Origin of the sequence: Salicibibacter halophilus (assembly GCF_006740705.1) — a bacterium.
In the GTDB taxonomy this organism is placed as follows: domain Bacteria; phylum Bacillota; class Bacilli; order Bacillales; family Marinococcaceae; genus Salicibibacter; species Salicibibacter halophilus.
Window position 1 is genome coordinate 531,452 of the sequence record NZ_CP035485.1, and the last position, 17,682, is coordinate 549,133.

Here is a 17,682-nt window from a genome sequence, read left to right on the forward strand (position 1 = left end):
CCTACTCTTCAATATCTTTGGCGGGCTTTTTCCTGGGCTTAGGTTTAAAACGCTTCTTTTGTAAAGGGCGAAGAAACGTTGGTCGCTGGTCTTGCAGACGTGTCGGGAGTTTGATGAACATATCTCTAAGATCTCCGATGCGTAACGGATATACAGGGGCCAGGTAGGGATGTCCTAAAGAGGTGAGCCTGAATAAATGTTGGGTATAAAGTAAGGAACAGAGAACGATACCAAACAACCCCAGCCATTGTGCGAAAAGCAAAAAGGGAAAACGAATCAATCGAATGCTATGGCCCATATGGTAAATAGGCGCCGTGAAGGAGGCTAGGGCTGTTATACCAATAATGATTAAAAGCACACTACTCGCTAAAGAAGCTTCAACGACGGCCGTTCCGATGACAATCCCGCCGACAATCCCAATGGTTTGCCCGATACGGCTAGGCAGTCGAGCCCCTGCTTCTCGTAAAAGTTCAACTGTTATCTCAAGGAGAAGCACTTCGACAATAGGGGGATAGGGAACATCGATTCTTGAAGCCACAAGCGTGTCTAACAAATCATCGGGGACTATTTCGTGATGGTAGGTGGTGACAGCGATATAAAAAGCCGTAGCATGAACAGAGAACAAGAGGGCTATGATACGGATCAGCCGAAGGCCCATGCCAATGGGCCACATCACGTAATGATCATCCGGGGACGAAAAGAATTCCAGGAAATTGGCTGGGGCCATAAACACATGTGGGGAGCCATCCATGGTAAAAGCCACTTTTCCTTCGGCCAATCCCGCCGCCACCCGATCCGGTCTTTCTGTTTCCACCAATTGCGGAAAAAAGGAGTTCGGGTTGTCTGTAATTAGAAGAGTCAATTGAGAGCTGTCGACGACTTCATCGTAGTCTGCATCTTGGAGACGTTGGGTTAAGGTTTGAAGGAGTTGGGGATTCGTGATGCCGTCGATCGAAAGAATCGCCAACCGGTTTCTGCTCAAGCGACCGACATTCATCTCATCGACGACCAACTCAGGAGTCTGCAAGCGGCTGCGAATCAGGTTCAGATTGACATCGATGGACTCAATAAAAGCTTCCTTAGGGCCTAAGACGGTGAATTCAGATTCTGGTGGTTCAAGCGCTCGTTGTTCATGGAATGTTGCAGGCAGGCTTAACACACGATCCTCATCGTTTGCTTGAATGATGATATGACCGCTCATCATGGCTTGTTCAATCGTTGGAACGTGATGAATGATTTTGGCGTCCTCAATAGGAATCACTCGCTGAAGATCAGTAAGGGTCATACTTTTATTATTCTTGATGGAAGACAAAACTTCATCATGGACGAGATGATCTTCTACCATGGACTCGATATAATGCACCCAAAAAGGACTGCGATCAGAGATTTGAAACGACATAAAGTCCGCCGATTTTCGACAAACGTCGAGGAGTTCTTGCAGAGATTTTTGGGTCCTTTGGTTGAATTTCTTCCTTTCAAACTGCTTAAACATGCGTCGTTCACCTACTTGAAAGATCTACAGCGTTAATATGTACCAAAAATTAAGATCTTATTCCAAGAAAAATGAGACTATAAAAAGGTTACGTGAGCCATCGTTGCCACCCCTAAAAAAACGCAATGGATCCAACATATCAAGGCAAAAAAAATGTACCCTTTATCTAAAGTGGCACATTTTCGTTGTGTTCTTTTGTTAAACAATATGACCCTATTGCGGTATAAAGGTGTCGTCTAGTTTCAACCTTTGAGCAATATTATCAACCATTAAAATATAAAGATGAACGGGAGCCGTTGCAAGCTCCCATCCCTTCTTACATAAATCTTATCTTATCACCATATACTGCTGTTGTCAGGTTATTCGTTACATAACTTCTTCAAGTTTCTCGCGGGTATTCGGTCCATAAATGCCGTCTACTTCATTTGAAAGGTACACGCTCTGGAAACGTTCGACGGCGTTTTCTGTATCTGGTCCATAGATGCCGTCTACGCCGTTATTAGAAGCGTTCCTATCGGGGTAGAAGTTAGCTTCGACAAGGGCTTCTTGAACGGCTCGTACACCATCGCCACGGTCGCCACGCCTTAACATTCCAGAAGGCAAGCCGCTTGAACTACTGCCGCCGTTCTGCAATTCTTCAATTTTTGCTTGCGTTGTCGGACCTGGTACGCCGTAATAATCCGCGCCTGCATAACTTAAATTATACATATCTTGAAAATCGCGCGTTGCATCTAGCGTGTTTTGCCCGAAAACGCCATCGACGGTTAACCCTGCATTGACAAGATCGTTAAGTGCTTCTTGTAGCCATTCGTAACCATCGTCGCCCCATACATCGCCGTGTGCTTGACGGAATGTAAGGTCATCATCGCCGTATCTGGGCGCGCCACTTGAAGAACTGCCAGAAGAAGTGCTGTCCGTCCCAGAGCCGCCGATGTCGCTTTTAAATTGACTCCATGGATAATTTGTACCTGGACATTCTGTTTGCCCTGTCGTGCCTGTACAGTCGCTATGACGAATGACATTGCTTGCGGGTACGTTGTAAAAGTCCATGAGTTCTTTTACGCCTTCGACGGCGGCTTCATAGGTGTGCTTCTGCATTTCTTCGGTGCTGTAATTCCCCTCAATGCAATAGGCAACGGATTTCGGGTTATACGTGCCGCCCGCGTGTGCGCCTTGATTCTGCCCGCGACCGATATAACGTGTGCCGCTTTTTCGCTGATAATAGTTATATCCGATGCCTGCCCACCCTTGTGTGTCTCGGTGCTCTCTGTGTGCATCCATAAGACTGTAATTCTCCGCACCTGGATGGTGAACGATGATATATTCAACGTCGCTTTTATTTAAAGATGTTAAACTGCCGTTCCAGGAAAGATTAGGCGTTTTAAAGACTGTCATTGTATCATCCTTTCGCTAAAATAGACACAAAAAAAGAAAACGTTTATTGTTCTTCGCTTTCGTTGCTTTCCTCGTTTTTTTGTCCATCTTGTTTCTTGTACGGTTTTATCGTTCGGTTGAAGCTGTCCTGAATCGTCGTTTCTGCTAAATCTTGGCTTATTTCTATGCCGTAATTGCCCGCAAGTTTAACTGCTCGCCTAACGGCTTCCGAAAATTTACGCTGTCCAGTCTCGCCCGCAAATTCTTCTTCGAGGTTGCCGACGACCATTTCGGCTATCCATTCGATTAGCCCTGTGTTATCCCACTCAATAGCGTTATTGACGAAATTTTTAATGTGAGGGGCGACGTTCTTTAAAAAGAAAATCACCGCCACCCCTAATGCTGTTCCAATAACCGTCAAAATCGCTTCTGCTAGTGTCATGTCCGTGATTAATGCTGTCCAATCCATTTTCATCCTCCTAATCAACGTAATAAGTTATAATCATTGGTACAAGCCCGAATAATATGGGTATTCCTGCCGCTATTAATGGGGTGTAAATTTTAAGGCGCCTTTGCTTGCCTTTAATTTCTTTTAGGGCTTCATCTGCTTTTCTGTCTGCTCCCGTGGCTATATCGTGCGCGTCGTTGGCTACTTTCTTATATTCGTCGTGCCGCTTAATCGCTTCGTCTAATCGAGTATCTACGCGCACCAACCATTCCCTCACTTCAAAAACCATCGTTTGTACGGCTTTCTTGTCGTTGTCGCCTTCTGCCATCTGACCTCCCCTCCTTCGATGTAGTTGTAAAAAGGCGGCGACTACATAAAATCACCTCCTTTTAAGCATAAAAAATACGCCTTTCTCGGCGTGGTTGGTGTTTTATTTACTTCCTTGAACGGACAGGGTTTCTTATTCCCAAAATCCAATAGCGATTAAGTGCGAAGTTCCGCCTTCGCCTTCATTGATGCCGAATTGACGGAAAGGCATACTGGTTCCCCCGCCGCTTCCGCTTCGGTCTACCCATCTTGTCGAACCTCCGCAAGAAGATGAAATGAACGGCGTATCTTTGAACGGTTGCGGATACGTCCATGTATACGAATCGGATCGGTAAATGCCTTGCCCATCGTTATATTCTTCTGTCACTTCCATTTCGGGCGTTTCATGCAAACAAAGTTGCATTCCGTTTTTGAATCGTATCCATGTACCGTTATCGTTTTCGCCCATGTATGGCATGGACATTTCTTCAAGCGAACTTCCGTTATTCGCAAAAACATTCTTAGCTAACGTGACAGGGTTAAGATTCCCCCATAAATCTTCTTGTTTTTGCTTCATTTGAATGTCGTTTGCATTGTCGGAAGGGAATTGCGCCAAACCTGCACCAAATTGTCTTGTATCGCCTAATGGCTCGGCGTTTTCATACATTTTTTCAATCAATTCTTCCCTGCTTGCTTCTGGGAACATTTCTTTATATAAAGCGAACATGCCCGCGACATACGGCGTTGACATAGACGTTCCTGATTTCGTGCAATACACCTGGCTAACTTCATTGTCGGGGTCTGGGCAGGTGCTTATGATGTCTACCCCAGGCGCGGCGATGTCCACGGAAAAACCTACGCTAGAACTTCCGCTTCTTTCTTTGTTCTCATCAATGTTTGCAACGCCGACAACAAAAGGATAGTAAGCAGGGTAACGGATCGTGCTTTCGTGCAAAGGTGTTCCGTTTTGTTGATTGGATGCCGACGTACAAGCGATAATGCCATTTTCTGCCGCTTCTCGGAATGCTTCCCTTCGACCTGTATTATCGCCTGTGCCTGATATGCTCATGCTTATAATGTCGATGTCGTTTTCAATGCACCAGTTCGCACCCTCAGCTTGATTTTCTGAGGTGTTGCTTCCACCTTCGTTATCGTCCAACTTGACGACATATAAATCGGCATCAGGGGCAATGCCTACATATCCAGTGTCGTTATCCTGCATGTTGATAATCCCCGCGCAATGGGTGCCATGATCGCGGTAATCAGCCATGTACGTTTCTTCTGGGTCGTGAACATTATAACCGCCCGCGATGTTCAAATCTTCGTGCGGTTGACATCCACCGTCTAAAACGGCGATACTTACGCCTTCCCCTCTATACCCTCGATTCCAAAACTCATGAGCCTGTAACATTTCTAGGGCGTATCCTTCTTGTTGCCCTTCGTTTGTTTCTTCTTCGTCGAAATCGTCGGTGTCATTCGTTGAAATGGATTCGATTTCTTTCCTGTCCTTCAATTTCTCGATTTCTTCTTCACTAGCTTCTACAGATACAAGGCGCGGGATATATTCAAAGTTTCGCCTGATTTTAACGTTGGAAAGTACGCGCTCATCTACTTTTTCTTTAAAAACAATTAGATAAACTGCCATGATTCCATCACCATTTCAAAAGGATTTATTTTACTTCAAACCAAAAGTTCCCGTCTGATACATTTTCGGGCGCTGTCTCAGATGTTGTAAACTCTGCTTTGTTTGTCAACTCGTTTTCAGCATCGCTGACACGTTCCGTTAATGTGCTGACTTCCTGCGGCAATCCTTCCACATCTTCCATGTTCTCTCTGAATGAATCGAAGCGTTCGTCGGCATCATTCAAACGTTCTTGCAACGTGTCGAACTCATCGCCGTTCTCATTCACTCTCGCTTGTGCGGCTTCGACGGAAGAATCACCGTCAATAACAACTTGATCTAATTGCTGTTGAGTGTTTTCCGCTAAATCCTTCGCATAACTCGCGTTCGCTTCCGCTTCGTCAGATTGTTCTTTTGCGCCGTCTGCTACGCCTTCGACTTCTACCATTGCTTTAATGTTTACGTTGAAACGCTCAAAATTCTTGTTCGTCGTCACGTAATAATTTTCATCGAAAAGGCTGTCGGTCGGCATAATACGCATCTTTTCAAAACGGCTCACTTTTTCACCTCATTTTTCAATCGTTCATTTTCTTTTTCAAGAACAGCGCATCTTTTTTCCAATTCTTCTATTTTGCTGTTCATCATTTCCAATTTTTCATCTAACTCTTGCGTAGCCTTTACGTTGTACATCGTTACTTCATTTGTGCGAACTGCTTGCTTATCTTCGGTAGCAAAAATGCCTGATTCCTCGGCTATTGTTCCTGTTTTCTTGACATTTTTCCCTTCTTCGATCTCGGAAATTAAATCGTAGTGAATAATGTCTAACTTGTTGATCTCGTCTAATGCTTGACCTTGGAAGGGCTCGATATTTCGTTTTATATTTCGTGACGAACTTGTGACGTATTCCTGCGCTTGGATGCTCGCCCCTGTGACTGTACCGCCTAAATCTACGCCGCTGTCATGCGCTTGAATGCGTAACGTTGAACCATCATCCCTGTTTCTGTGTCGCACTTCCCATACAGCGCCGTTTCTTCGGTTTGCGCCGCCGTAATATTGGGTCATGTCGTTTGCGTTTTCACCTTGCTCCATGATAATGGAAGGTTGGTCAATGCCTGTCATGTCTGTGTCGTAGTCAACATCCCCAGACACTAGACGGCGGTTTGCGTACAATTCCAGGCTTGAACCTTGTAACGCGCCGTTATACGGACCTGATACTATCGTTGTGTTTTGCTCTCGACTTGTTCGGAATACAGGTCTTATCAGCCCTTGATTTCTTGTTCCGATGCTGAAAAAATCTTCTTCAATGGTTAGGGATAGACCTCTTACACTGTCGTCACTAGCCGCCCATGCAGGTCCAAAACTGCCGATATGGTTATCGACGCTATCATAAAAATCAAGTTCATATTGTCCGAAAGTCATAGATAGATCGCCGTTGGTGTAGCTTTCTAAATAACCATTTGCAAGCGCCAATGAACGCCCATTCGATTCTTGAAATATCTCTGAGCCTGTAATGGTCACACCGTCTATATTTATCCCTTGCAACGTTCCTGCTGTCACCACATCGGCAACAATTCCCGCGCCTGTTATCGCGTTTTGAAATTCTTGCCCGCCATCATTGCTCACGCCTAGCCCTGCTGAATTAAATAAGACAACATTGTTCGGGTCGTCGGGGTCGATAGCAATAATGCCGTTATCAAAGATCAATTCCGTATTTGCGGAAAGTAGCAGGTTTGTCGCTAACTTTGTAGCCACATCCAAAAAGCTGAAAGGCAACGTTTTTCGACCTTCCTGCAATTCACTAATCATATCTGCCGCCGTTTGCAAATTGGAACGATGCCTTTCCCGTAAGCGATGGCTACCGAAAGTAACGTTTTGATTGATGACATCCCCATTTGCGTTTCGCTCGGTTTCAACTTCGACGATGCGAATATCAGAGTTGAAATTAATACGGTCATCAACAAGTGTTACTACATCGCCGTTTTGCGGTTGGGAATAAGGGTAATCGTCAAGGGCTTGAAAGTCTGCGGTAATCGAAACTTTAACGCTATCATCGACAAGCCTTTCAAGTTGGTTATCCATCGTTTCCGTTGTCGTTATACTTCCGTTTTTGATCGGCGGGGCGTGGCGAATCCCGACAACATCGGCAAGGGGTGAAGTGTATTCACGTTGGATATTAGCGATGTCTTCGACGCTATCTTCGGATTCCTCATAGTCGCCGTATCCTCTGGCATACGTCCAAAACTCGCCCGCATCCGTTTCTTTGCTTATATTAGAAGCATTAAGCCGCCAATGAAGAAAAAAGGGTTGATTCCTTTCAATTTGTTCACGTAAGTCTATACGATCGCCCACGATCTCAAATTCCGCGCCGTATCGCTCAATTCCTCGTTGAAATGATTCAAGCCTTGATTCGCCATCGCCCAACCCTTCAAATTCGAGGGCGTAGAAATCGTCTATAAGGGCGAATGAATAGCCTGTATCCTCTAATACAAGCGAAAAGAAGGCGTTTGCCGTGAAGCTTTGATCGTAACGCTCATAAATGCGGTCATTATCAAGATCGTCTAAGAATTGGTGGCGCGCTCGAATGTTCATTCTGCTTCGTTCTCCGACACCTTCAAAGGTGACATGACTTATACGCCATAATGTTTGATCTTGGGGACCTTCAACGCCGCCGATTTGCCACATTTCGTTAATCTCGTTCATAAATTCATCGTTGATGTCGTTAGATCGCAAATCAACGCTTAAAACAACGTCTGAATTAATTTCATCTTGGAGGGTTGTCTTTCCGTCCATCATGAAATGGTCATTGTTTGGGCTTATACAATACAAAGAAGGCAAAAGCTAACCTCCTTTCTTAGATATAATAAAAGCGCGTATCAACGGCTATTTTTGCCGATGAAGCGCGCTCCATTCGCAAGGTGTTCCACCCTGTACTTAGGGTTAAAAACTCTTTGTCTGCTTCATTTAAAGCGTTCAGGCTGTTTCTAGTAACTTTTGCTTTGTCATAGACAAGCGTATCGTCATTTCCCATATCGCCGTTAAAGGTAAGCTGTGAACCGTTGGTGACGTTTGTCACTCTTATTCCGTCATCGCCGCCGCCAACTTCACTAATGGTTATGGTGAAATCAATCTGAAAAGGGACAGGAAAAGCGACGTTGCTTGCGTTATAGATGCGAAATTCCTGTTCTTCTTCCACTTTATGGGTGTACTTTTGCGATTCCTTTTCAAAAGATAACCCCATGCCATGGCTCCATATTTCAGGTTGCAATGCGCCGCTTTCCTCTAAATCTAAGGATGTTCCAATGGATTCCGCAAAAGGTAGTCCGACTGTCTCGAACTCAATTTCCGTAAAGCCATACAGCCCTTCTTGCTCGAAAGAAAAGTCGCTAGAAGGGCGAACAAGATAACGCTTGCCGCCCACAAAAACATCTTCCGTCCCTTCTTTCATCCTTGCTTGTTCCGTCGGCTCAATAAAGGCATATTGCCGCATTTTCGGTCGGCGCAATTCCCGAATATAAAAGGGTTCGTTGCTGTTCAGTATGGCAAAAAGTTTATCCCTTAAAAGGGGAACGTGTAGCAACTCATAAGCGTGAAAGTAAACAGGAACGGTAATTGTTCGATCTTCATAATATGCGCCCATGTCTTGCCGTCCATGCCGCCCTTCGTGTGATTCATAGATAGTGTCTAGGCTGATCGACGACACAATAAAATCTTGAACGTTGCCGCCGATCTCGGACAGTAAAACTTTATCGCCGTTCTGTTTTTCGATCTCAACGTCCAATATGCCGCACCCCCTTTATCCTAATACTCTAGTTGCATCGGATAACGCATTTTCACTGTTGACATATGAGCGTATCCATTCGGCATCACCTTCGTTGTGAATATGCAATTCAATCGGCTGTTTGTTGACTGGGTTTTGTCTGTCACCGCTATTCCTCATGCGGCTTTGCGCTTGTCTATTGACATTGCTGATCTGTCCAGAAATATCCGTTTCAGGCGATTGTAAATGAGGGTTAAAGGCATCTTCGATATGATTTGCCATAGATGCCGTTGCATCGACCGCACGTTGTTCTTCGTCGTGAATGCCGTCCGCTAACCCCTGGGCAACAAATCCCCCGATGTCAGCAAATACCTTCGATGGTGAATTGATATTAAGTGCGCTTTGTGCCGCGCTTGCCACGCTTGAAGCCATGCTACTAGCCGCGCTTACGGCACTACTAGCCGCATTGGTGATGCCGTTTGCCAATCCGCTTACAACGCTTCGCCCTGCACTCATCATGTTACTGGCGTACCCTGATACCGTACTAACCATATCGGACATCATGCCGCTTACGGTTGAAAGTGCATCACCCATGCCGCTACTGACACTGGATACGAACGATGAGAACGTGGACGATATAGAGGAAACGACGCTACTTCCTGATGATGAAACGTTTGATACAATGCTTGAAAAGTTGCTAGATACAGTGCTTGCCGCATCGGACATTGAACTTGTAACGTTGCTTACAACGGATGAAAAACTGCTTGAAACGTCGCTTACAATGTTGCTAGTTGCTGATAGCGTCGAACTAACGGCACTAGAAAAGTTGCTCGATATCGTCGATGCAACGTTGCTCATAGACGAAGTAACATTGCTTACAACGCTAGTGAATGAACTGGTCACGGATGAAACAATATTGCTTGCTTGTGTGCTTGCCGTGGTAACAGCGCTACTCATATTGGTTGTAACAGTGGTAGAAATATCGCTAAATGTGCTAGTGAACGAATCAACTAAGCCAGTTGCAACATCCATCACTGAGTTAGCAATGTTCGTGACGCTTGATTCCGCTTCGCTATCGCTTTCGTTGATGCCCTGGGTAAGCCCTGCAATCGTGTCGTTTCCTACGTCCATCATGACGCGCGACGGTGAATTAATGCTGAAAAAGTCCGTTATTGGGCTAAGAAGATTATCGTCAACAAAACCAGTGACGTTACTCCATAAATCGCCGCCCATGCTTTTAATGCCTTCCCACAAGCCGCTTATTAAGTCTGCGCCTGCTTCATAGACATCTTGTGCAAATTCGCTTATGCCGTCCACAAACCAGTCGATGACATCGCCGCCGACTTCAAATATTTGCGTTGAGCCTTCCGCGACAATTTCTTCGACAAACCAGGTAATTAAGTCCCAGGCGGCATCTGCTATGACATCTAAGCTATCAAGAATACCTTCTGCAAGCGTGACAACAAGTTCGATACCTGCTTCAATGATCTCAGGAAGCATTTCCACAATCGCAAGTAAAAGCGCGTCTATGGCTTCGCCGCCCGCTTGCGCTATTTCTGGTAGATTCTGGATAATGCCATCAATGAGCGCGAAAATAATTTCGATGCCTGCTTCGATGATTTCGGGCAGTAGTTGAATGATGCCGACAAGCAACGTATCTATGATTTCGATTGCCGCATCTAGTAACTGGGGCAATATCTGAATGATACCGTCAATCAAGGCAAGTAAAATCTGGATACCTGCTTCTAATAATTGAGGTAAAGCATCAACAATCACTTGTAGCAACGATTCAATGATTTGGATACCCGCTTCGATCAACGTAGGAAGCATTTCAATGATACCGTCGATCAAGGCAAGTAAAATTTCGATACCTGCTTCGATGATTTGAGGTAAGGCTTGCACAATGGTTTCTATCAGCGTAGTTATGACCTCGATTCCCGCTTCGATGATAGCGGGCAAGGCTTCTGTCAACCCCTCGACCAACGCTGTTATAATTTCGATCGCCGCCTGTATGATCTGAGGTAAGGCTTCTGTAATTCCTTCTACTAAGGTAGTAATAATCTGAATAGCTACCGATATGATGATAGGCAGAGCCGTTGTGATACCCTCGACAAGCGTTTCTATGATGGTTAAGGCTGTTTCTATGATTTGGGGTAAGGCTTGTAGGATTCCTTCTATCAGCGTTGTTATAATTTCTAGCGCCGCCATGATTAATTGCGGCAAGGCTTGGAGGATGCCGTCTACAAGCGTGGTCAACAATTCAAGCCCTACTTGGATAATTTCGGGAAGCATCGTCGTCAAATATTGCACGTACATTTCTATGATTTGGACTGCAACTTCCGCAATTTGAGGAATAGCTTGCACAATGCCCTCAATCAACGATTCAAGCATTTCAAGCCCTTGCTCCATGATTTGAGGGGCGTTTTCTTGTATCGTTTCGATGAAACTTTTCATGACTTTAAGGGCGCTTTCTATCCACTGAGGAAGATTTTCTTGCAAGCCTTGAATGAGATTCATGATAATTTCTGCGCCGTTTTCTATGGCTAACATAGCCATTTCTTGTAGGTTTTCCGCCCATTCGAAAACCATTTCTGCCATATTCTCTATGGCTTCCGAAAATTCCATTTCACCTTTAAATACGCTTATCATGTCCGTTGCTATATCCGTTTGGGTAAACAGCAATGTAAGCGCTCCAGCTATCATGCCTAATGGTCCAAACAACGCCATGACAACTGGTGCTACTGCCGTTACTACTTCAAGAAAAGAATCAAACGCAAGGCGCGATTCTTCGATGGTTTCATTGAAAGAATCAAACCCTTCGACGATAGCATCAACGGCTGATGAAATCGCTGATTGAATAGATTCCCATGCGCCATCTACGAAGTTACGGAAATCTTCGTTAGCGAAATATAACGCTGTTAATGCGCCGATGAGCGAAGTTATTGCCCCTATAATCAAACCAACAGGGCTAAATATAGCCGCTACTGCTGCGCCGAAAAGTCCAAACGCCTTTGCAACCGCACCTACTACCGTCGCTAAAACGCCGCCGCGCGCGATGATTGCTGAGTAGGCGACCGCTAATGCCCCTAGGCTTCCGTAAAAACGCGCTACAAAGTTTATAAGCATCATGAAGCCAGTGAGTAACGGCGGTATAACAGCAACCAACCCGACAAATCCCGCGATTGCTCCCTGTACAGGGGTTGGCAAGTCTGCGAACCATTCGATAACGCTACCGATGGCATTCCCTAGCCCTAACATGGCAGGAATGAGAAGCGATTCAATCGCGGGGAATAATTGGTCGTTAAACATGTCAATAACGGCGGTCGCGGCGGGTAGGAACGCGGCGAAAATGGTGCTTGTGAGCCTTGTCCATGATGCGCTGAAATCGTCGGCGGCTTGAATCGCATCTTCGCTCATAACAAGCCCTAATTCTTCGGCTTCTTCCCTGGCATCTTCCATGCTTATCGTTCCATCTTGCAAGGCAGGTAGTAACCTTCGCCCTAGTCGTTGCCCGAAAAGGTCTGTAGCCGCCGCCGCTTGCTCGGATTCGTTTGTCATGCCTGATAGTTGTTCGATAGCTTCTTCGAAAACTTCGTCTGTATCGCGCAATTCACCGTTCGTGTCATGAACAGAAATGCCCAGGTTGTCAAACGCTTCTGCGTATTGCCCTGTTCCGTCGGCGGCTTCGCCAATGCGTGTGTTCAAACGTCCTAGCGCGCGGTCAAGGTCTTGTTGTTCCAAGTTGTTTTGTTGCGCCCAATAAGACATTTCCTGATAGGATTCCACGCCAACGCCTGCTTGTGCCGCCATCTGTTGAATCTCAATAGCTGTATTGGAATAAGAACTTGCTAACGCGCTTAAAGCGCCTATGAGGGCGACAATAGGTCCAGTTGTTACCGCTGTAACGCCTGCCCCGAATTGTGCAAGGTCGGATGTTATGCCCTGTATATGCGTTGACACTTCTTGCATTTGCCTACCTGATTCCGCGATGCCTGACATATCAGCGTTATCAATCGCCGCTTGCATATCGCTTGCCGCGTTTGATGCTTCTTGAAAAGCCGCGACCATGCTAGAATTATCGGCGGTCATCACCGCTTCAACGCTATAACTTTCAGCCAAACACTCACCTCCTTGCTTTCATACATAAAAAAAGAGCCTTATTAGGCTCGTTTGTTGATGCGTTTGGCTGTTTCAGCCATGCTAGATTTCTTCTTGTCTTTTTCTGTTTGCTTTCCTGAGACTTTCTTTTCTGCCTTCTTATGGTCATAGAACTCATCAAAAGACTTGAATACAGGTTTTTGCTTTTTCGTTTTCCCCTTGCCTGTTTCTTTCGTGGCTTTTGCTTGTTGATTCGTCCATGATTGAAGGTGAATGTCTCTTTCCATATCGACGCGCTGTAATTGTATTGCTTCCATTCGCAAACCATAATTTTTTAGCGTTAATGCGTCGATTTCGTCGTCGCTCATATTGAAGTAACGAACGCAATTGATATATACATCATCAAACGTTAAGCGCTCTGATTCCGTTTCTTTTTCTCCTTCTCGATGTTTTCTTCGGTGTTTTTGATTTTGTCTGCCAATAGTCGTTTCTTCTTTAACTCGTTCAAAAAATCATTTGTCATTTCGTTTAAGCCTTTTTCTTCTGCCATATCTTCAATGGCTTGTTCGATGTCGTCTGTCGAAGGCTTATCCTTTTTCACTTGATGCAGACCTGCTTCAACAATATCTTGAATAATCAGTGGGTCTTGTTGGTCTAGCTTTACCACCAACATGTTAATGCCGTTCCCAAACCGAACGCCGTTATTTTCGATGAAATGCCGCTTGTCCATTTCTTTAATGAACTTCATGCCAAAATTTAACTCATAACCTTTGCCGTTGATCTCAATATTCATTTTATAATCACCCTTTGCATTCGCTTAATCCGCTGATAATCGTAAAAAAAGAGAGGGTCACGCCCTCTCATTGCTTTTTATTCGTCATTTTCGCCTTCTTCATCGCCGCTACCGCCGCTAGATTCTTCGACTTCTACTTCGACGGTTGCTTCTAATCCTTCATAAGATACCGTTATTTCGGTATCGCCTTCGTTGTTCGCTTCGACGGTTCTGCCGTCCATTGAAGCGATAGAGTTACTATCTGTTTCAAAATCAGCGTCCGATGTCACTGTCTCGCTTGAATCGTCATCATAATTAACGGTGACAGACAAGTCCTGCGATTCCCCTACTTCCATATCAATAGATGATGGATCTACCTCAATAGTTTCGGGGCTAGGACTCTCCCCCACCACCACCATTTTCGCCGCGCGGTGTAGTATCACGGAACTCGTATTGAACCGCCGCTTCTTGATCTGCGGTAAGCGTCGCATAATCGAACTGCGGGTGCATTTCAATGTTCAGAGTTCCAGTCACTTCAGGCTCATCTTCTGCGCCTGCGACATCTTCCCAGGATTCAAGATAACCTTGCGCGTAAATGGCAGGATATTTGTCATCGTCGTTTTTTGCATCCTCATCGACGGTCAATTCCCAAACTTCAAGCCGCTTGCCTTCAATCACTGAATTTCTAAGCATTTTTGCAACTGGGTCATCTTTTGCTTGAATTGCCGTGATTTCGACGGTTGATTCAAGTTCGCCCACCTGCAAGATAGGTCCGTCTTTTGTGATAATGCGGTCCATATCACGCTCATAAGAAAATGTATGCTCTGTTTGGAACACTAACTTCGCGGCTTCTTCGTCTTGTTTCTCTTGCAAACGAAAAAGCAAGATTTTATTTCTACCGTCTACCATTTCAATTCCTTCTGGCACTTAAAATCCCTCTTTCTTTAATGGAATAAAAAATGCACCTCAACTACGCCGTGTAAAAGGGCGGTTGAAGTGCTTGTATCTAGCAATATTTGATCGTTGATGCCTTGTTCAATGATCTTGAAATTATCCGTTCGCTTGATCTTTCGCATTTCGACTTTTAACTCATCTATCATGCCCATAAATGCGGCGCGGTTCGTTCCCTGGGGCTGTTCGCCGTTTCGTTGAATCGCGTAAACGTGTACCGTCTGATGCACTTCGCCGTATAAAAAGCGTTTGGTGCGGCGGTCACTGTTCATTTGCTCGCCAACGAACACGAAAGGATAATCCGCGCTGTCTGCGGGTAAATAATCGTAAGTGTCAAAACCTAAGTTAAGCGACGCGGAAAAGACAGCATCATATATCTGTTGTTGGGGTGATTTCGTTGCCAATTCATCACCTCACTAAGTTCTGTATATCTCGTAAAAATTGCGCGCGTTCAGCATAAAAAGCAGGACGGACGAACGGTTGCGCGGCGGCGAATCTCGTCCCCCATTCGACGTAAGATGCGTAATTTGTGCGCGGTGCCACCGTTGCGGTGAATCCTGCATCGGACATTGTTAGGCGAATCGAACGCCTTGTCGCGCCTGTCGTGTATTTCCCTGCAAACGTGGCGTTTTGCTTCATTCGTCGATCAAGTGAAGCCCCGCGCCTTCGCACAATGTTTTTGACATCCCTGTTTGCATTTCTTGCCCTGCGACCTAACGCCCGATCAAGTTCCTGCATTCCGTTCAGTTTCATGTCTGCCATGGCTTTACGCTCCTTCTAAGAAGAAAACGGATTGATTGCGATGCCTGACATGGCGACGAACGGAAAAGGGCTTATCGTCGATTTCTACACGGTCATACGCTTTGTTGTATGGTCGTTGCAATCGGGCAATCGTGATGAATTGTTCGATGCTACCGAAAAGTTGAGAAGTCCTATCTGTACTCATCGGGGAAAGGTGACAAGGAACGGTTTCGCGCGTTGTCTCGCCTTCGACGTAGCCGCCTTTTTCTGGGTCATAGCTACCGCCTTCGACTTGTACAAAGGTGATCCTTTCTGCATATCTCAAAAGAAGAACACCTGCCCTTTGCCGTTCGCCCCTTCTCTTTCTGTTTCGTTGTCTATGATGCTTTGATAAGGCTCGAAATCTTTTTCGGGGTCATAGAACGAAACGGAATGCCCTTCAACGCTGTCTTGTTGCATCCCTTCGCTTCCTAATCGGTTGTAGCGACGAACGCCGATTTCAACAACGATATAGCGCAATCGTTCAGGAACTTCATCTTTTTCCAACAAATACAAAAGGTGATTACTGATACCCTCAATAATCACCCCGATTTGCGCGTCCTGCTTATCATCTTCAAGCCCGACAAGCGTTTTTATTTTCTTTTTCACATCTTCCATGTTTACTCACCTCGCACTAAGGCTTCGATGAGTTCGTGCTTTCGCAAGCCCCAGTATCCCTCGATGCCCCGATCTTTTGCCAACTCTTTCAAATCGCGAGCCGTCAAATATTCGTAATCCGTTTGTTTGGCTTTCGGTTTTGCATCTTGCACCAATCGTGAACGGTTAAAACCTGCAATCCCCATCATTAAACCTCTAGGGTGTGCTTGAAAGCAACAATCCGCACGTTCTTTGGCTCGTATACCCTTCTCCAATTCTCGGGGTCTTCAAGTTCGCTGTTCGTCGGTGCTTCGCCGTCTACCTCGGAAGCTGTAAAACGAACGCCGCGCGGGTGAAGGATGAAAGATTGACGATTAATAAGATAATCTTCACCTTGAAGGGAATCGCGGTCTACTTCCGTCGCATATTCTGGGTTTAATCGCCCATTTCCTAGACCGATAGCGCCTTGTCCGAAAATATAAGTTGTATATTTGGTATCCTCGTCGCGATCTGTTTCGCGCGGCAAGCCGTCATCTACAATGACACGGCGACCAATATAAGTTGGGATGGTTGGGTTGCCCTGGCTGTCTCTGGCAAATTCAATCAAATCTTGCTTTTTCATAGATGCATAGGTGTTACTATGAACTGCCATTGCTGTAAGCCGTTGCTCGGCATCGCCCAACGTGTGTACAGCGTCGATGAAAGATTCGGCGTTGAATCCGTTGTCTGAATCTAAAACGTTGCTTTGCATAGATTCAGCATTGAATACACCTTTAAGAAGGGAAATCAACGTTTTCTGCCGACGGCGCGCCCAATAGTTACCGACAAGGCTAGCGATTGCGCCTGCGGGGTCATCCCCAGACAATACATAAGCTAGGTCGTTTACGCCCCACGCTTTACCGCGAAGCAAAAGACCCGCCGCATCTCTGCCTGATGTGATTTTGCCTGGTGTTAGTGGGTCCTCATCGGACAGAACTTCGTCGTCGCCGTCTAAATCTTCCCAGAAAGGCATGTTAATAAGTCGCCCGCCTGATGTGGCTAGCGCGTCCAATTCTGGGTTGTTCGAAATGATGCCGCTTTGAGAGAGTGCGGAAAGTTGCGCTGTTTCTTGGATGACATAATCGTTAAATACCTCTGGTACGATTACATCGCTAATTCTTGTTGGCATTAATCATCGCCTCCGTTATCAATATCAAGTTCATCTTCAATCGTGCTTAATCGTGCAAGAATGCTGTTGTACTGTTCTTCTGTGCCGAATCCGTCGTCACCGTCGCTTCCGTCCTCGCCGTCTGAGCCTTGAAGCGATTCAAGCCAATCTGACTCTGAGCCTTCAAATCCGTTGTCCACGGCAATTTCATAGGCTGATGCGCCATCGTCGCCATCTGAACCGCTACCGCCGCCCTCGACGGCATCTTCGTCGATCTGACCGCTTCTGTCCGTGTCGTAAGTGGTCTGCAATGTGCGCGGTACACGTTGTTTTGCCATC

At 45.7% G+C, this 17,682-nt stretch carries 20 protein-coding genes; all 20 read right to left on the reverse strand.

The window, feature by feature from the left end:
• Window position 1: 1 nt before the first annotated feature.
• The gene (locus EPH95_RS02630; protein ID WP_142087096.1) at window positions 2-1,492 is read right to left on the reverse strand and encodes a spore germination protein; all 1,491 of its coding nucleotides are present in this window, start codon (window positions 1,490-1,492) and stop codon (window positions 2-4) included.
• 366 nt (window positions 1,493-1,858) lie between these two features.
• On the reverse strand, window positions 1,859-2,887 hold the full coding sequence (locus EPH95_RS02635; RefSeq protein ID WP_227004022.1) for a peptidoglycan recognition protein family protein: 1,029 nt from the start codon (window positions 2,885-2,887) through the stop codon (window positions 1,859-1,861).
• A 43-nt stretch (window positions 2,888-2,930) separates the two neighbouring features.
• A complete protein-coding gene (locus tag EPH95_RS02640; protein ID WP_160141558.1) occupies window positions 2,931-3,335 on the reverse strand; it encodes a phage holin, LLH family in 405 nt (134 codons plus the stop codon).
• A 10-nt stretch (window positions 3,336-3,345) separates the two neighbouring features.
• Window positions 3,346-3,642 (reverse strand): hypothetical protein, encoded by a 297-nt coding sequence (locus EPH95_RS02645; RefSeq protein WP_142087098.1) that lies wholly within the window; start codon window positions 3,640-3,642, stop codon window positions 3,346-3,348.
• A gap of 132 nt (window positions 3,643-3,774) precedes the next feature.
• On the reverse strand, window positions 3,775-5,265 hold the full coding sequence (locus EPH95_RS02650; RefSeq protein ID WP_142087100.1) for a S8 family serine peptidase: 1,491 nt from the start codon (window positions 5,263-5,265) through the stop codon (window positions 3,775-3,777).
• 25 nt (window positions 5,266-5,290) lie between these two features.
• Window positions 5,291-5,800: a hypothetical protein gene (locus EPH95_RS02655; protein WP_142087102.1), complete on the reverse strand. Its 510-nt coding sequence runs from the start codon at window positions 5,798-5,800 to the stop codon at window positions 5,291-5,293.
• A complete protein-coding gene (locus EPH95_RS02660) occupies window positions 5,797-8,076 on the reverse strand; it encodes a tail tube TT1 domain-containing protein (protein WP_142087104.1) in 2,280 nt (759 codons plus the stop codon). Before EPH95_RS02660 ends, EPH95_RS02655 begins: the two co-directional genes overlap by 4 nt.
• A 16-nt stretch (window positions 8,077-8,092) precedes the next feature.
• Window positions 8,093-9,019 carry a phage tail domain-containing protein gene (locus tag EPH95_RS02665; RefSeq protein ID WP_160141559.1) on the reverse strand — a complete coding sequence of 309 codons (927 nt, stop codon included), beginning with the start codon at window positions 9,017-9,019 and terminating at the stop codon, window positions 8,093-8,095.
• A 15-nt stretch (window positions 9,020-9,034) separates the two neighbouring features.
• On the reverse strand, window positions 9,035-13,117 hold the full coding sequence (locus EPH95_RS02670) for a hypothetical protein (RefSeq protein ID WP_142087108.1): 4,083 nt from the start codon (window positions 13,115-13,117) through the stop codon (window positions 9,035-9,037).
• A gap of 41 nt (window positions 13,118-13,158) precedes the next feature.
• The gene (locus EPH95_RS02675) at window positions 13,159-13,464 is read right to left on the reverse strand and encodes a hypothetical protein (protein WP_193557003.1); all 306 of its coding nucleotides are present in this window, start codon (window positions 13,462-13,464) and stop codon (window positions 13,159-13,161) included.
• Window positions 13,465-13,505: 41 nt separating this feature from the next.
• A complete protein-coding gene (locus EPH95_RS02680; RefSeq protein WP_142087110.1) occupies window positions 13,506-13,889 on the reverse strand; it encodes a tail assembly chaperone in 384 nt (127 codons plus the stop codon).
• Between the two features lie 77 nt (window positions 13,890-13,966).
• Entirely contained in the window at window positions 13,967-14,359 is a 393-nt protein-coding gene (locus EPH95_RS02685; RefSeq protein WP_142087112.1) for an Ig-like domain-containing protein, read from the reverse strand.
• On the reverse strand, window positions 14,262-14,795 hold the full coding sequence (locus EPH95_RS02690) for a phage major tail protein, TP901-1 family (protein WP_227004024.1): 534 nt from the start codon (window positions 14,793-14,795) through the stop codon (window positions 14,262-14,264). The genes EPH95_RS02685 and EPH95_RS02690 overlap by 98 nt, the downstream gene beginning before the upstream one ends.
• Before the next feature lie 17 nt (window positions 14,796-14,812).
• Window positions 14,813-15,223, reverse strand: a complete 411-nt coding sequence (locus tag EPH95_RS02695; protein WP_142087114.1) for a hypothetical protein — start codon at window positions 15,221-15,223, stop codon at window positions 14,813-14,815.
• Window positions 15,224-15,227: 4 nt separating this feature from the next.
• Window positions 15,228-15,581 carry an HK97-gp10 family putative phage morphogenesis protein gene (locus EPH95_RS02700; RefSeq protein WP_142087116.1) on the reverse strand — a complete coding sequence of 118 codons (354 nt, stop codon included), beginning with the start codon at window positions 15,579-15,581 and terminating at the stop codon, window positions 15,228-15,230.
• A 4-nt stretch (window positions 15,582-15,585) separates the two neighbouring features.
• Window positions 15,586-15,885, reverse strand: coding sequence for a hypothetical protein (locus EPH95_RS02705; protein ID WP_142087117.1), 300 nt, complete (start codon window positions 15,883-15,885; stop codon window positions 15,586-15,588).
• Window positions 15,882-16,217, reverse strand: a complete 336-nt coding sequence (locus tag EPH95_RS02710; RefSeq protein ID WP_142087119.1) for a phage head-tail connector protein — start codon at window positions 16,215-16,217, stop codon at window positions 15,882-15,884. Before EPH95_RS02710 ends, EPH95_RS02705 begins: the two co-directional genes overlap by 4 nt.
• Before the next feature lie 2 nt (window positions 16,218-16,219).
• Window positions 16,220-16,405: a Rho termination factor N-terminal domain-containing protein gene (locus tag EPH95_RS02715; protein ID WP_142087121.1), complete on the reverse strand. Its 186-nt coding sequence runs from the start codon at window positions 16,403-16,405 to the stop codon at window positions 16,220-16,222.
• The gene (locus tag EPH95_RS02720; RefSeq protein WP_142087123.1) at window positions 16,405-17,364 is read right to left on the reverse strand and encodes a major capsid protein; all 960 of its coding nucleotides are present in this window, start codon (window positions 17,362-17,364) and stop codon (window positions 16,405-16,407) included. Before EPH95_RS02720 ends, EPH95_RS02715 begins: the two co-directional genes overlap by 1 nt.
• Complete coding sequence (locus EPH95_RS02725) at window positions 17,364-17,681, reverse strand: hypothetical protein (RefSeq protein WP_142087125.1); 318 nt, start codon at window positions 17,679-17,681, stop codon at window positions 17,364-17,366. The genes EPH95_RS02720 and EPH95_RS02725 overlap by 1 nt, the downstream gene beginning before the upstream one ends.
• Between the last annotated feature and the right edge of the window lies 1 nt (window position 17,682).